A 15713-nucleotide genomic window follows, 5' to 3' on the forward strand; every position below is an offset into this window, starting at 1 on the left:
CGATGACGAGATTATTAGTTGTTGAACCCAGCTACTGCCCTTATCAAGCGGGTTTTTCCAGTGCGGCGACTGCGGTTTCCGAGGTAATCGAGGGTGAAAGCCAAATTCTAAAACCGTTTGGCACACCTCGCATCGGGCTGATATGCAGCAAAGCCCAAAGCCGGCTGAAATATAACAGGCAGGTCAATGACGAGGGAATTACCGTGCGCGGGCGATTTCTCATCTGCGGACTAAATGGTGATAAAGTCGTGGGCCTATCCAAAGACCAGGCAGACCGATACAGCCGTCTACTTTTTCTACCGCAAGTCGAAGATATGGCAAGCGGTGAACTGCCCGCCGCAAAGGTACGCCCGCAGGATGAACGCTACGGGAACAAACTATCTTTTTGGGAAAGGTTGGAAAGATAATGGAAGAAAAGACAGATAAAGTAGTCGGCTACATCGAATATCTCGGTGCAGGCGGGATGATCGGTGAAATCGTTCCTTACACAAGCGTGGAAAAATTCAAGGATGAAATTCTGGATTCCTTGGATTGTGGGCGGCCAGTGACACCGGTTGTATTCTCAGATGAACTGGATGAGCCACTCCAATTTGATTCAGACACCTATTTTCCGTGGGGATTTCGCAGCGAAAAGCGAGTGCAAATCCCTTATGAAATCTATCAAACTAACAGGCGAGACCTTGTTTTTATGGAGTATTCTCCTGCGAGGCTCGCTGCCGGAGCAAAGGACTACGAACTCGTGTACAAGGGGCAGATGGAGCGTTGGGAAACGCTGGACAGCATTTATTCACGGCATAATCGGGATGACCGTCCAAACGCCAAAACTATGCGTTCCGTCTCTGTCAGCGATATTATTGTGACACACAAAGATAACGAGACACACGCTTTTTATGTTCAGCCGATTGGGTATAAGCAGGTAGATAACTTGTTGCCGGAACTTGAAAATGCCACACCGTCAAAAGCAGAACAGCACGAGCGATAAGGAGCAGCCTATGGCAAAATACGAAAATATCCGTGCGCTTGCCAAAAAGCAACTGCAAGCCGTCACGGAGAGCAGCGACCGCTGGAAAGCATTTTTGCGGACAGCGGCCATTGCTTATAATTATAGTTTCCCGAACCAGCTTTTGATTCACGAGCAAAGCCCCACCGCCACAGCCGTGGCCGACATAGCTTACTGGAATAATAATGCGGGTCGCTGGGTCAAGCGCGGCGCACACGGTATCGCGGTATTTGACACTCGCGCCAATTCTTCCCGGCTGCGGTATCTGTTTGACATTTCCGATACCATCCCCCGTGCGGAGGTCCCCGACGCGCTGCCGTGGGTCATTACAGACCAGAACTGGCGGCCTGTTTGGGATAAAATCGTAGCGGATAATCACGCTGACAGCATCCAGAGCGCCCTCCTCATGCTCTCCACATCCTGCGTTGCCCAGCGCAGCGCCATGTTCACAACCGCGCTGGAAAAGGCCATAGATGGCAGCAGCTTACAGTGGGCCAAGCCAGACGAACAGCGGCAGCTATTTTTACAGCTTATCACCCAAAGCTGTCTGTATATGGCCGCGCTGCGGTGCGGCGTGGATACTGCGCGGCTGGACCTGTCTGCCCTTGAGTCCGTGAACCAGTTTGATACAAACCGCATCACTCTGTGTTTGGGCAGCGCTTGCCAACAGGCGGCACGGCCTCTCATGCAGCAGATCGGTAGCATCACGAGAGAAATCGACAGTGTTGCACGCGCCGAAAAAGTCCGCTATTATGGTGACAAACAGGAAGAAAGCAATAACACCAAGGAGGTCAACAATGGAGTACATGATGGTGAACGGCTACCAAATCCCGGCGCTGACGCTGAACGAGCCGCCGATGCCGGAGATCGGCAAGTACGGCAGCCTGCGGCGGAAATTCCTGCTGGAGAACGCGCCGATGGTGTTCGACGAGATGCTGCTGGAGGGAACGCTGTACCCACATCTGGCGGAGATGGACAACGCAGTACACCGGCAAATCGAACAGACGATGCAGACGCTGATGCAGCAGAGCACCGCCCCGAACCGGCAGACAGACCCGATGGGCTGGACGCAGTGGATGAACGCCTTGCAGGCCCAAGCCGAGGAACTGGCGATGCAGCAGATTTACAGCCTGTAATACAAGAACCCCAAGCGGAGAGCGATACCACGCCCTCCGCTTTTTCTGTACCCATTTCTGATTTGCCGCCGCTGAGCGATGAACTGATTCTAGGCTTGCTGGCGAAAGAATCCTTCAGCCGTGCCGACAATGCGGCTATTCTGGAATATTTCAATGAGCATCCCGACCTTGCCGAGCGCAGCGCCTTTTGCAAGCACTGTTACAAGCAAATTTATACATATTTGTTCGTGGATGACCATACCGTGGGTTTTATCCGGCATGATATGTACCTTGAACTTTGGGAGGGTAACTATCTTACCAAAACAGCACAGGTCAATCTGACATGGGATGCTGTTGCCGCAAAGATTGCTGACCTCATCGAGCAAGGGCGTCTGATGGTTCCCATCAAGGCTACACCCGTGCAGCAGCAGATGGAGCAGCTTACTCTTACTCCCGAAGATTCTGAAAAGGCAGGACTGCCGAGCCATGAGCAGCAAGCAAAAAATATCGACCTTGCGGCAGAAGCCAAAAAGTGGAACGAGCCCATCATTGACGCATCCGGCAAGTACATTACGGAGCAGGACATTACCGATGCACTGTGCAAAGGCGGCGGGTTTGAAGATAGCAAATTTCGCATTCAGCAATATCTCTCTGCACAGGTACTTCCTATCGAGGAAGATCAAGCCCGCTGGCTGAAAAAGGAATACGGCATCGGCGGCGGCACATGGTTCTTCCGTGATGGTGGGCACGGCTTTCTTGACCACATGGGCAAAAATCTTGAAATCACCCGACGTACAGAGGACGGCGAGTATCGCCGCGTTTTGAAGTGGAAAGAGGTTGCCCAACGCCTGCGGCTTTTGGTTTACAACGACCAGTATCTGACCGATGCCGAAAAAGCCCCCTATCAGGCATGGGCAGCAGAACAGCAAGCCGCCCGCGCAGCGAACGATGCCGCCCTCGACCATGCAAAACACGCCATCACGGATTTCTGCGAGAATGAGGGGCTAAACGAGCCGAATTTCTCCGACTTGACCCGCGTGGAGTTTGCTTACTCTACCACCGAGGACGATGAGCACGAGATCCAAGTGTATGCCAATCTTCTGCGGAACGAAATCCGCTATGAGGTTGACGGTAACATTGTCCATATCGACTACTTCCAAGATAACCACGAGCTTGCTGCGCAGGGCATTGAAAACAGCGCCTTCTCGGATTTTATCAATACCGCCGAAGCAGAGTTTGAAAAGCATCATCCGACTACAAGAAAAGTCGAAAAATCACCTGTAACTATCGGCAGCACGGTTTATCTGGAAGATGACAGACCCTTTACCGTCGAGGAAATCGGCAGGGAAAACATTCATCTGCGGGATGAAAGTTTCCCGCTGGTAGGCCGTGCCGTCAGCCACGAGGAGTTTGCGCGGCTGCTTGCTGCCAACCCCAAAAATGCAGCACTATCCGCCCCGGAAGTTCCAAGCCGCCAAGAGCAGCCGGAAGAAACTGCCGAACCCATCGTGGGCGAAGTCATCGAAGAACCCAGCCCCTTTGTGGCACAGGTTATGGCGGACGCAGAACGGCTTTCGGCAGAAGATGAACCTTACCACCGCGAACCCATTACCTATGAAGCCCCTTATCTGGACAACCTGCCGACAGCACCGCGCGAAAAGTTTGCAGCCAACATTGCCGCCATCCAAAAGCTGAAAGAAATCGAGCAGCGCGTAGCGAACGGCGGCAGCCCTGCTTTTGAGGATGAGCAGAAAATTTTAGCACAGTACACGGGCTGGGGCGGGCTTTCGGATGCGTTCGACCCGAACAAAAGTACATGGTCGAACGAGTACAGCCAGCTGAAAGCAGCATTGTCTGAATCCGAATACGAAGCTGCCCGCAGCAGCACCCTGACGGCGTTTTATACCCCCGCCACCGTTATCCACCCCATCTACCGCGCACTGGAACGCTTCGGCGTAAAGGGCGGAAAAATCCTAGAACCCAGCATGGGCACAGGCGCATTTCTCGCACACGGACATTTTGGCAGCAGCGATGCCAAATTCTACGGCGTAGAATTGGACAGCATCACAGGCCGCATCTCAAAGCAGCTATATCAAAAGGCCAATATCCAAGTGACTGGCTATGAAAATGCGCTTCTCCCCGATAACTATTTTGACTGCGTTATTGGCAATGTCCCTTTCGGCAATTTCCAAGTCAATGACCCGCAGTATAACCGGCTGCATTTTCCCATTCACGACTATTTCTTTGCCAAGAGCATCGACAAGCTGCGCACCGGCGGCATCATGGCAATCATCACCTCCAGCGGCACATTGGACAAAAAGGATGACCGTGCCCGCAAGTACATTGCCGAGCGCTGCGACCTTATCGGTGCGGTGCGCTTGCCCAACAATGCGTTCAAGGGCAGCGGAACTAAAATCATGACGGATGTAATTTTCCTGCAAAAGCGTGACACACTGCGCCAGCAGGACGAGCCTTGGCTGCACCTTGCAGAAGATGCCAACGGCATTACCATGAACCGCTACTTTGTGGAGCACTCCGAAATGATTTGCGGCAGAATGGAGATAGTCTCCGGTCCGTATGGCCCGACTTCCACCTGTCAGCCGATAGACCCCGATGCGGTGGACCGTTTCGGAAAGCCGTTGCTGGAAACGCAAATCGACACTGCCATGCAGCACTTGACCGCCACGCTGACAAAAGCCGAAATCTCTGTGCAGGAAGAAAGCGGCGAGGACACCAAGTACATTGATGCCGACCCCTTTGTGCGTAATTTCAGCTACACGGTAAAGGACGATAAAATCTATTACCGCGAAGGCGCAGTCATGCGGGAGTGTAATCCCAACGCAGCATCTGCCGAGCGTATCCGCAAACTGGTGGAACTGCGCGATACCACCCGCGCTCTGATCGATGCGCAGTTGCAGGACTTGCCGGACGAGGAAATCCGCCGTCTGCAAGCCCAGCTTAACCGCCAGTATGATGCCTTCCGCGGCAAGCACGGCCTAATCAACAGCCGCAGCGCGGAGTTGTCTTTCCGGGATGACAGCAGCTACTATTTGCTGTGTTCACTTGAAAATGTCGATGAAAAAGGAAACTTTATCAGCAAGTCGGATATGTTCACCAAAAGGACTATCCGCTCTGCACAGATACCAGACCACGCCGACACGGCATCGGACGCTCTGGCACTGAGCATCGGGGAACGTGCCAAGGTCGATATGCCTTACATGATGCACCTTACCGGGAAAGATGAAGCAACGCTTGCTAAGGAACTGGCGGGCGTTATTTTTGTAGAGCCTTTCCGCAAACAGGAGGACGGCAGCCCTGTTTACCTTATGGCGGACGAGTATTTATCCGGCAATGTGCGCGAAAAGCTGCGTATTGCTCATGTTGCAGCCGACCAAGACCCGGCATTCCGCATCAATGTAGAAGCGTTGGAACAGGTGCAGCCCAAGGACTTGACGGCGGGCGAGATAACGGTTCGGTTGGGTGTCACATGGATCGGGCCGGAAATCATCAAGCGGTTTGCCGATGAACTTTTTCAGTCAACCTACCGCGAACAGAAAATAGCTGTCCGTTACAATGAATACCTGAATAACTGGTATATTTCCAACAAGAGCCAGGGCAACGATAATATCCGCGTCACGAACACCTACGGCACAAAACGTATCAACGGCTATCATTTGTTGGAGAACGCACTCAACCTGCGGGCCACCAAAATTTACGATACAATCTATGACGAAAACGGCAAGGAGCAGCATAAACTCAATGGTCCTGCCACCGAAGAAGCACAGGCCAAGCAGCGGATGATAGAAGATGCTTTTAAAGACTGGATTTTCAAGGACCGTGAACGCCGGGAAAGCTTGGTGGCGCTGTACAATGAAAAGTTCAACTGCATTCGCCCCCGTGAGTACAACGGCAGCCACATCCAGTTTTTCGGCATGAACCCGGAAATCGCGCTGCGGCCCCACCAGCGCAATGCCATTGCACATATTTTGTATGGGCACAACACACTGCTGGCGCACACTGTCGGCGCAGGTAAGACCTATGAGATGGTCGCCGCCGCGATGGAGAAAAAGCGATTGGGATTATGCAGCAAAACACTTGTCGCCGTGCCAAATCATCTGACAGGCCAGTTTGCCAGTGAAGCGCTGAAGCTATACCCCAACGCAAACATTTTGGTGACAACGCAGCGCGATTTTGAAAAGTCAAACCGTAAACGGTTTTGCGCCAAAATCGCCACCGGCAACTATGACATTGTGGTAATCGGTCACAGCCAGTTTGAAAAGATTCCACTTTCCGATGCCAGAAAAGCCGAGTTTATCCGTAAGCAAATTGACGAACTGGAGATGCAGTTGGAGAGCATGGACAACAGCGAAAGCCGTCTGACCGTCAAGCAGTTGGAAAGTAAGAAAAAGCAGTTGAAAACCAAGCTGTCAAATTTACTGGACGCCCCGAAACGGGATGATGTGGTGACTTTTGAGGAACTGGGTGCAGACTCCCTCATGGTCGATGAAGCACACAATTTCAAGAACCTCATGACCGTTACAAAGATGCACAACATCGCGGGTATCAGCACCACCGAGAGCCAAAAGGCCAGTGACCTGTTTATGAAGTGCCAGTACCTTGATGAAATCACCGGGGCGCGGGGCGTAACGTTTGCCACGGGCACCCCCATTTCCAACAGCATGACCGAGCTATATACCATGCAGCGCTATTTGCAGCAGTACACCTTGGAACGCAACGGCCTTGCAAACTTTGACAGTTGGGCGGCCACCTTTGGCGAAACCGTCACAGCCATCGAACTTGCGCCGGAGGGAACCGGCTACCGCACAAAAACACGCTTTGCTCGTTTTTTCAATCTGCCGGAACTTATGGCAATGTTCAAAGAATGCGCTGACATTCAAACAGCAGATATGCTGAAACTGCCTGTCCCTGCTCTTGTGGGCGGCAAGCCGACCAACATCCAGCTAAAGCCCTCCGAAATACAAAAACAGATGGTAGCGGAATTGGGCGAACGAGCCGACAAAATCCGCAATAAAATGGTAAAGCCCTATGAGGACAATATGCTGAAAATCACCAACGACGGACGCAAATTGGCGCTGGATCAGCGCTTGATCGACCCCGACTTGCCCGACGATCCTGACAGCAAGGTCAATATCTGCGTGGGCAAAATTTTTGAGATATGGGAGCAGACCATGCCTCAACGCAGTGCGCAGCTTGTTTTCTGCGATCTGTCCACGCCCAAGGCAGGCGTTTTCAATGTCTACGATGACATGAAAGCAAAGCTGATCGAACGCGGAATCCCCGAAACAGAAATTGCCTTCATCCATGAAGCGAACACCGATGCCCGCAAGACGGAACTTTTCGGAAAAGTTCGCAGCGGTGCCGTTCGCGTGCTGATGGGCAGCACGGCCAAAATGGGAGCGGGCACCAATGTGCAACAGCGTCTTGTGGCGCTGCACCATCTGGATGTACCGTGGCGGCCATCTGATATTGAGCAGCGTGAGGGCAGAATATTACGACAGGGCAATGAAAATAAGGAGGTCTATGTTTTCCGTTATGTAACGGAGGGGACATTTGATGCCTACTCATGGCAGCTTATCGAGAATAAGCAAAAATTCATCGGGCAGATCATGACCTCAAAATCTCCGGCTCGCAGCTGCGATGATATGGACGAGGCCGCACTGTCCTACGCCGAGGTAAAGGCATTGGCGGCAGGCAATCCGCTTATCAAGGAAAAGATGGACTTGGACGTGCAGTTGACCCGTCTTAAAACACTGAAAGCTGCCCATGACAGCCAACGGTATGAACTGGAGAACAAAATTGCCATCGGTTTCCCGGCTGAAATCCGAAAATGCAAAGATCAGATTGAAAATGCCACGGTAGACGCCGCCACCGTAAAGGAACACTCCGCAGTGGATGCGGACGGCAAAGATGTTTTCTGTATCCAGTTGGAAAAGAAAGTTTACTACGAAAAAGAACCTGCGGGGAAAGCCCTGTTAGGTCTGCTGGGCTTGGCACTGAATAGCGAAAAGCCTGTACCTATCGGGTATTTCAAGGGCATGGAACTGCAAATCCAACATCTGCCTTTTGGCAACGAATACCATGCAAGGTTGGCTGGCTCTGGTACATATAGCACTCAACTGGGAGCTGATGTGCTAGGCAATCTGACACGCCTTTCCAATTTGGCAAATGGTATTGAACCGAGCATTGAAAAGACCCGCAATATGCAAATCCAGTTGGAACAGCAGCTTGCCAGCGCCGAGGAAGAAGTCAAGCGGCCATTTCCACAGGCAACAGAACTGACTGAAAAGAGTAAGCGTCTTGCGGTGCTGGAGGGACTGCTGAACATGAACGACAAAGACATTGTGACCGACACCGGGCCGGAACAACAGTGTCAGACCGACAATCGACAGCGTGGACAGGAGGAACGATAAATTTTATGATTAAAGGCAGAAAGACCAATCGTATACGCGACCACCCCAAGGATGAAAGGAGTAGTTTTTATGAAAAAATCTATTGTTGCATTGGGCATAGTATTGGCGCTGTCCGGGTGTGCAGCGGCAGCGGATGAAACTCTTGCGGCTGAACCGGCTGCACTGGTGGAAATCTCACCGGCCACCGAAGAAACTGCGCAGCCGATGGAAGCTGCTGCAACTGCCGAACCTGCGCAGACAGCAACCCCTGAGCCGACACCCGAACCGACACAGTCCCCCACGCCCGCGCCGACAGCAGAGCCTACGGCGGTCCCCACCGCAGAACCCACGCAAGCCCCGGTGGAGGAAACCGTAGCCGCCACTCCGGCACAGGTTAGTATGAGTTATGGTGCGGTGCCGTTCGACCCAGCAGCCGGTACGGAGCAATGGTGGAGCATCGACAGCAGCGACAGCGCATACTGGGCCGTGCAGGAGAACATCAACGCCATCCGTGCGGCGGTGGGACTTTCCCCGCTGGCAATGGACGGCGGGCTGAGCGCGGCGGCAGATTCCCGCTGCGAGAGCTTTGTCGCGGGCGGTGCGTTCGACCACAGCGGCATGACCACCCGCAGCGAAATCTGCGCAGCCGGTCCTATCGGCTCGGCCAGCAGCGTATGCAGCTATTGGCAGAACAGTCCTGCCCACTATGCCAACATCACCAACGCCAGCTTTACGAGCATGGGCGTAGCTTGTTGGTTCTGCTCCACCGCCGAGGGGCAGTATACCTACTGGACTGTCACATTCAACTAAAACTCCTACTTGTTTTCATACACAAATTATGATATAATTTTTGTATGAAAGAGAGGTGCTATCTATGCCGAACATTCGTTCCAGCGCAGATTTGAGAAACAACTACAATGACATTTCCTCTTACTGCCATGCCTACAACGAGCCGGTCTTTATTACCAAAAACGGTAAGGGCGACCTTGCCGTTATGAGCATGGAAACCTACGAGGAAATGGCGGGCCGCATTGAACTGTACAGCAAGCTGCAAGAGGGCCTTGCCGACGTAGAAGCCGGGAACACGCGCCCCTTTGCCGATGTTATGGCTGATTTGCGCCACCGCAGGGAGCGCAGATGAAATACAACATTCATGTCACCCAAGCCGCCGAGCGCGATATGGCGAACGCCTACGACTATATCGACCTTGTACTGAAAAATCCAACTGCCGCCGACAAGCTGTTGGATGTGGCCGACGAAAAAATCGGAGCACTGGCAGAATTCCCGCACAAATTTGAAGTCGTTTCCGACAAACTGCTTTCCTTATGGGGAATCCGCTTCACCATCGTTATGAATTACCTTGCGTTCTATACGGTGGACGATGCCACGCAAACGGTGCATATCGTGCGGTTTCTCTACGGCAAAAGCAACTGGATCACCATTCTGAAAACAGATGCAGCAAACGGCAGTTTGCCGATGTTCTCATAACCGAATATTTTACCCAAGCGCTCACTTTTGTGGGCGCTTTTCTTTTTAGGAGGACGTTATGTCTTACGATGATATTATTGAAGTTTTGGCCGCTGCGCTGCTCGAAAAAGCAGAAACCGTAGGCTGTCTTGAAGTGCTGGACGGTTTCAGCCAGCGCCCAGACACAGAAATTGAAGTCAGCGCCCCAATCAGCGAGGAAATGCTGGCGTTGCCGCTGGACAAACAGGAGTGGCCGGAAGCGTGCACACCGATTTTGAAAGAAAGCAGTGCGGCCACGCTGGGCGAACTGGTGGAATATCTGAACCACTGCACAGCCACGGGGAAGAAGCTGAATGTTTCCGAAGATGCAGCGGCAGCCATGTTCCCGGCGCTTATCACATTCTGCTATGATGCTGCGGATATGAACGGTAAACGCTTCTTTTGGGAATATATTCTTGAAAGCAATTCTCTTGTTTTTGAGGATGCCGAATGACCCCGCAGGAGCAGCTCTGCGAAAAAATGCGGGTGGAGCAGAGCGCCTATTGCCTATGGCTGACCGCACAGCCGCCAGAAGAAATTCTACACCACGCCTACGAGTACAGCGTCCGTGAGGACATTATTCTTGCAACGGAAGAAATGAACCTCACCCCTGCACGGGTGCGGGCGCTGCTGAAATCTCCCGCGCCGCTGGCGGATGTGTATAAGGATTTTTCCAAGCTGGAAACCGATTATATGAGCATTGTGGCTCAGTGCGTGGAAGACCGCGCAGATGACTTGCTGAAAAAGGAACAGCAGCAGAACCCACCCAAAGTATATCGACAGTCCGTCACTTATGCCCGCGAACACGGCGAATTGCCACAGTACCATGCGTCTTGCCACTTGAATGAAAGGTGTCGGGACGAGATTGACGCAGCGCTTGCACAGCGCTTTGATGGTTTGCGGCTGGGCGCTGGCGTTGTTGAACAGGTAGTGGCGGAATATGGTTTGGAGCGCACGAAATATGTGTTGGCAGCGGCCATTCAAACCCGTGATGGAGATGGTCGTATTTCTCACACAAATAGAGAATGGGCAGATTCCATTCGCACGATCAAAGATATGGATCGCCGTGGATTTGACCGTTCCTGTTACTACGCTGACCTACAAGCGCATACCTGCCTATTGGACGGTTTTGTAAACCAAGTGCGAAAATTTGAAAAAGCCAAAGCCCAGCCCGCTCAGGATACCCCCGAAAGATAACCGCAGCGTCTGCATTTTGCAGGCGCTTTTTTTCGTGAAATAATCTCTGTTTTGAAAGGATTTCACAATGAAAGAAACACATTATAAATTGAAGCATCGCGTTACTGCACTGTTTGCGGCGGCGGTAATGCTCTGCTCCATGCTGCCCGGTGCAGCGTTTGCGGAGGAACCCACACCGCAGCCCACCGAGGAAACCGTGCAGATGGAGCAGCAGACCGAGCCGTCTGAAACCGACAACGGGCAGACCGATGCCAGCAGCCCCGACCCCGGAGCAGCTACCGAGGAAAGCGCAGCACCAACCACGGATGAGCCTGCTGAAGAAAACGAGCCTTACACCTTTGACGGTGAGGTTTTGTATCAGGATATGCCGGACGCCCCCACAGGCTCCTACCTTGGCAGCTACGGTTTGCCGGTAGCGACCGGTGAGACCAAAATCGGGCTTGGCGCGTGGGATGCCGATTTGGAACAGGATAGCTATTTGAGCGCCGAGGCGCTGGATAGTGACAATCATACGCTGGCAACGCCCTTGCTGGAAGATACCGACTACGCCATTGTGCCGATTCTGGCACAGGTGGAGTACCCTGCCGATGGCAGCACGCTCGATCTGGTTCTGCCGGACAGCGTGACTCTGCTGGACTTTTACGGCGAACCCGCCACTGATGCCGATGCCTTGCTGCACAATAGCTACCATGAAACCTCTGCCGCCGTCATGGGCGTATATGTACAGGCGGATGCGGATTTTACCGCACAGCTGGTTTATACCGCGCCCGACGGCAGCACGCAGACTAAAACGCTGTATGTCACCATTGACCGTGAACACACGGTGGCATCTCCGTTTGCTGATGCCGGTATTGCTGCCTACGGCGAACGCCCTATCCCCGACGTAACAAGCGGCAAAATCACCAAGGTCGCCAAAGTCAATGGCACTTGGCTGATTTGGTTCAACGGCGAACCCGCCTACTGCTGCACCCACGGTGCCAACGGTCAGCCCAAGAACTGTCCAACGTACACTTATGTCAATACTTCTATGGTTGGCGCAGACCAGTATGTACCCGGCGACCACTATGGCAACCAGTACAGAATCTGGGGCGGCTTGAACCAGCTTTCTTTGGGCGATGCGGACGATCTGCCCGCTGTTTTTTCCGCTGACGAGGGTGAAGAAATCTCTCTTTTGGATTTCTGCGCATCAATTTATGACGATGTACAGATGTATATCATCGAAAACTTCCCTGAAAGCACTGCCGCGGAAATTTATCTTGCCTCTGCCGATGAGCTGCTGAACGGTGTGGAAACCTACGCTTCCGCCCGTGGGTACTACACCTACATCTACAATCCCGGTCGCGAGGGCTGGCAGACCGTTGCCCTGATCGGTCCCGAAATCGGTGAGGGCGAAGAAGCCCCCGAACCCGTCGTGCAGGAGTATTTTGCCGATTGGGATGCCCCTGTCCAGACCGCCAGCGGCAGTTTTGATTTTTCCTATGGTGTGCGTACCGACAAGATTCAGGCTGCCACACTGGAAAAAGTGGACGGTGCAACGATTGAAATCGAACCCGCGACCAAATCCGGCACCATCGAGGGCGGCAGCTGGTCTATCAGCCCGGCAAGCAAACAGACCGTAACCACCAGCGGGCATACGAACGACAATAATTATCACTTGAACGGCGGCGATGCAGCCGCAAGCTGGAGCCTGCACTACGCGGTGACTAAGACCTCCGGCACACGCAACGGACAGGTTGGACCCTTCACCACGCAGGAGGCTGCTGATGCGGCCGCCAACAGCGCCCGCGACGCCGCGATTGCGGAATTGCAGGGTGAGGCTCAGAACGCTGTCAACAATGCTATAGCAGCGGCCAAAGCGCAGCTGGGAAGCATCCAGTTCCGCTATGAGGAAATCACAGTACCGTATGGATTCGGCAAGTACTGGGGCACGAACGGCAGCAGCCAGACCATCTCGGTACTCGCAAACACTAACAACGACTATGTTATGAAAAATGATGAGTGGAGTTTGCAGGTCAACCTCAAGAAAACCGACAGCGAAACCGGCAACCAGATCGCAGCCGATGCCCAGTATGAGATCTATCAGTGGGATGTGGTGACCGGCAAATACCAGCCCACCGGGGGCTACAACACCTACAGCGTGCAGCGTCAGGGCGACGGCAGCTATGCAGTCATCAACAGCGCCGCCTATGCCGTCAATGACGCGATGCGCCACACGCTGTATTACACACAGCGCAATCAGGGCAAGTTTATCCTTGTGGAAACCAAAGCCCCTGCCGGGTATTTTGGCGACTGGACGGACATCGACCGCCCCGGCACGGCAGGAACGCCCTTGGGCAAGCGTGCCTATTATATCGAGATTACGCAGGACAATGACAGTTCCGTGCTATGGCTGGACAATGCCGACTACAATGCCGACATCCTGACAACCGACAAGGGCGGCACCAAGCTGGTTACCAGTGGCGGCGTGGAAACCACTGTCACGATTTCCAATGTGTACAAGAACCCTAACCGCAGCTACAACACCGACAACAGCGGCAAAGCAGCCAACGAGGACAGCTACACAATCACGCCAACAGACGGCGTTATGAAAAATGACCGCACCTTGGGCGAAATCAGCATCTCCAAGGTTGACCTTGATGCCGTGCGGTATGTGGGCGGCAGCACCACCCACGGCACAGCTCTTGCCAGCGGGCAAGCCCACGGCGATGCCACGCTGGACGGCGCGGTGTACGACCTTTACGCCGCCGAAGATATTACGCACCCCGATGGCGTGACCGGCGTGGTGGACTACTCCAAAATTGTGGATGCGAACGGCAATCCCATCTGGCATACCACAATCCGCAACAACAGCGGGCAGTGGGTATCTGACTATCTGCCTGTGCTGAAGAAAGACCATCTTATTGCCAGCGCCAAAATTGAGAACGGCTGGCTGTGCTTCAGCAATTTGTACCTCGGCAAATATTATGTCGTAGAACGCTCCACCGGCGTGGTTATCCCGCTGCGTGACGGCGCTCTTGCTGTTTCCGGCACCTATCCCACCGTGGACAGCCGCACCAAGGCAGCCACCGGGCGGACCGCCGCGCTTGCCAAGAACGGCAGCGGCCAGTACACGGATTGGGTGTACAAGAACCAGTTTTCTACAGTCTCTAAAGGTAAAGCGTTGGATGGCTCTTGGACCTACGATGCCTATTACCTGTCCTTTGCAGACGGCTATCTTGTCGATGAGCATAATTACTACATCACACCCGCCTATTCTGATGAGGGTTGGTATGTAGAAAAGACCACCTTTGCCGACAACCGACAGGCAGCCGGTGAACAGATCGACAAGACCAGTTACAGCGCCAATTACCACATCCATGCTGACAATGCGCTGGCCGAGAGCCAAGACCAAGTTGCCAAAGGCAATGTGGAAATCAGCAAAATCGTATCCTCCAGCGGCCAAAGCAATGGACTGGAACTGGAGGGCGCGGGCTTTACATTCTTCCTTGTGTCCGACCTGTCCAAAGTAGAACAGTTTGAGCAGACCCGCAGCGGCAGCTACACCCTGCAAAGCATTCTGGATGCCTACATTGATAAGACCTACGATAACGAGCATCCGAAGTGGGATTTTTCTGCGGAAACGCAGGCCATCGCAAAGACCTATGAGGTCAACGCTGACGAAATTGCCGCGTACAACAAAACGCTGACTGCCGCAGGAGAAAACAAAAACGGCAAGGGCAACGGCTGGCAACCCACCGGCAGCTCCAACGAATACCAGCTTGCCGAGATGGCTTTATCACGGAATTGCAGAACATGGGCTACACGGTCAAATATGGCCCGCGTGTGGAACACATGGCCGTGCGCCATAAAGACGCTCAGCGAAATATCCGCATTGACCGGCTCGACCCGCGCTTTTCTGAAACAGCGCTGCGGGAGTATTACCGCCAACTGCACCGCATGCCCATCGAAATGCAGCAGGAATACCGGCAGGAAAACGCCCCGGAAAAACCGAAATGGCAGCCCACAGAATTACAGCCCCCTGTGCAGCGGGTGCGGTATCGCGGCAAGCTGCCACGCCGGTATCCCAAGGTGTCCGGCTTTATGGCTTGCTACTATCACTACTGCGCCCTGCTGCGGAAAGCCTACCACGGCAAGAGCACAAAGCGCTGCTACTTTTTGCTGCGTGAGGATTTTCTGCTGTTCAGCCGATACCAGCAGCAGACAAAATTCCTATGGGAAAACCATATTGAAACTATGGATGAACTGCTGGCCTACAAGGAAAATGCAGAAGTCCAAATCCAACAGCTTGCCCGCCAGCGCAAAGTTTTATATCGGCAAAAGCGTGAACCGGAACGTGCCGCGCGGGAAGAAAAAATCAAATCACTGACCCAGCAAATGAAAGCCCTGCGCCATGAGGTTTACATCTGTTCCGACATCGAAACAGATGCTGCCGAGGTGCAGGAAAAACTACGGCAAGCAGAACTTGCCGCACAGGAAGAACGAAAT

At 53.3% G+C, this 15713-nt stretch carries 11 protein-coding genes; 10 read left to right on the forward strand and 1 reads right to left on the reverse strand.

The window, feature by feature from the left end:
• The first annotated feature begins 2 nt into the window (after positions 1-2).
• Together OGM67_08605 and OGM67_08610 are read left to right on the forward strand one after the other, a co-directional pair.
• Positions 3-407: a hypothetical protein gene (locus tag OGM67_08605; protein UYJ33650.1), complete on the forward strand. Its 405-nt coding sequence runs from the start codon at positions 3-5 to the stop codon at positions 405-407.
• On the forward strand, positions 407-982 hold the full coding sequence (locus tag OGM67_08610; protein UYJ33651.1) for a YodL domain-containing protein: 576 nt from the start codon (positions 407-409) through the stop codon (positions 980-982). Before OGM67_08605 ends, OGM67_08610 begins: the two co-directional genes overlap by 1 nt.
• A 541-nt stretch (positions 983-1523) precedes the next feature.
• Here OGM67_08610 and OGM67_08615 read toward each other — a convergent pair.
• On the reverse strand, positions 1524-1808 hold the full coding sequence (locus OGM67_08615) for a hypothetical protein (GenBank protein UYJ33652.1): 285 nt from the start codon (positions 1806-1808) through the stop codon (positions 1524-1526).
• Here OGM67_08615 and OGM67_08620 point away from each other — a divergent pair.
• The 8 genes from OGM67_08620 (at position 1798) to OGM67_08655 (ending at position 15594) form a co-directional block, all read left to right on the forward strand.
• Positions 1798-2136: a TnpV protein gene (locus tag OGM67_08620; GenBank protein UYJ33653.1), complete on the forward strand. Its 339-nt coding sequence runs from the start codon at positions 1798-1800 to the stop codon at positions 2134-2136. The genes OGM67_08615 and OGM67_08620 overlap by 11 nt on opposite strands.
• 95 nt (positions 2137-2231) lie before the next feature.
• Positions 2232-8546, forward strand: a complete 6315-nt coding sequence (locus OGM67_08625; GenBank protein ID UYJ33654.1) for an N-6 DNA methylase — start codon at positions 2232-2234, stop codon at positions 8544-8546.
• Between the two features lie 69 nt (positions 8547-8615).
• Positions 8616-9335, forward strand: coding sequence for a CAP domain-containing protein (locus OGM67_08630; protein UYJ33655.1), 720 nt, complete (start codon positions 8616-8618; stop codon positions 9333-9335).
• A gap of 64 nt (positions 9336-9399) precedes the next feature.
• A complete protein-coding gene (locus tag OGM67_08635) occupies positions 9400-9666 on the forward strand; it encodes a type II toxin-antitoxin system prevent-host-death family antitoxin (GenBank protein ID UYJ33656.1) in 267 nt (88 codons plus the stop codon).
• Positions 9663-10013 carry a type II toxin-antitoxin system RelE/ParE family toxin gene (locus tag OGM67_08640; GenBank protein ID UYJ33657.1) on the forward strand — a complete coding sequence of 117 codons (351 nt, stop codon included), beginning with the start codon at positions 9663-9665 and terminating at the stop codon, positions 10011-10013. Before OGM67_08635 ends, OGM67_08640 begins: the two co-directional genes overlap by 4 nt.
• Before the next feature lie 58 nt (positions 10014-10071).
• On the forward strand, positions 10072-10485 hold the full coding sequence (locus tag OGM67_08645; protein ID UYJ33658.1) for a hypothetical protein: 414 nt from the start codon (positions 10072-10074) through the stop codon (positions 10483-10485).
• Positions 10482-11228: a DUF3849 domain-containing protein gene (locus OGM67_08650; protein ID UYJ33659.1), complete on the forward strand. Its 747-nt coding sequence runs from the start codon at positions 10482-10484 to the stop codon at positions 11226-11228. The genes OGM67_08645 and OGM67_08650 overlap by 4 nt, the downstream gene beginning before the upstream one ends.
• A gap of 67 nt (positions 11229-11295) precedes the next feature.
• A complete protein-coding gene (locus OGM67_08655) occupies positions 11296-15594 on the forward strand; it encodes a hypothetical protein (GenBank protein ID UYJ33660.1) in 4299 nt (1432 codons plus the stop codon).
• Positions 15595-15713: the final 119 nt, after the last annotated feature.

Source organism: Oscillospiraceae bacterium, from assembly GCA_025757985.1.
GTDB lineage: Bacteria > Bacillota > Clostridia > Oscillospirales > Ruminococcaceae > Gemmiger.

Coding starts and splice junctions, on each gene's coding strand:
- OGM67_08650 (UYJ33659.1), top strand. CDS start 10,482: ATGACCCCGCAGGAGCAGCTCTGCGAAAAAATGCGGGTGGAGCAGAGC.
- OGM67_08640 (UYJ33657.1), top strand. CDS start 9,663: ATGAAATACAACATTCATGTCACCCAAGCCGCCGAGCGCGATATGGCG.
- OGM67_08605 (UYJ33650.1), top strand. CDS start 3: ATGACGAGATTATTAGTTGTTGAACCCAGCTACTGCCCTTATCAAGCG.
- OGM67_08620 (UYJ33653.1), top strand. CDS start 1,798: ATGGAGTACATGATGGTGAACGGCTACCAAATCCCGGCGCTGACGCTG.
- OGM67_08645 (UYJ33658.1), top strand. CDS start 10,072: ATGTCTTACGATGATATTATTGAAGTTTTGGCCGCTGCGCTGCTCGAA.
- OGM67_08635 (UYJ33656.1), top strand. CDS start 9,400: ATGCCGAACATTCGTTCCAGCGCAGATTTGAGAAACAACTACAATGAC.
- OGM67_08610 (UYJ33651.1), top strand. CDS start 407: ATGGAAGAAAAGACAGATAAAGTAGTCGGCTACATCGAATATCTCGGT.
- OGM67_08615 (UYJ33652.1), bottom strand. CDS start 1,808: ATGTACTCCATTGTTGACCTCCTTGGTGTTATTGCTTTCTTCCTGTTT.
- OGM67_08630 (UYJ33655.1), top strand. CDS start 8,616: ATGAAAAAATCTATTGTTGCATTGGGCATAGTATTGGCGCTGTCCGGG.
- OGM67_08655 (UYJ33660.1), top strand. CDS start 11,296: ATGAAAGAAACACATTATAAATTGAAGCATCGCGTTACTGCACTGTTT.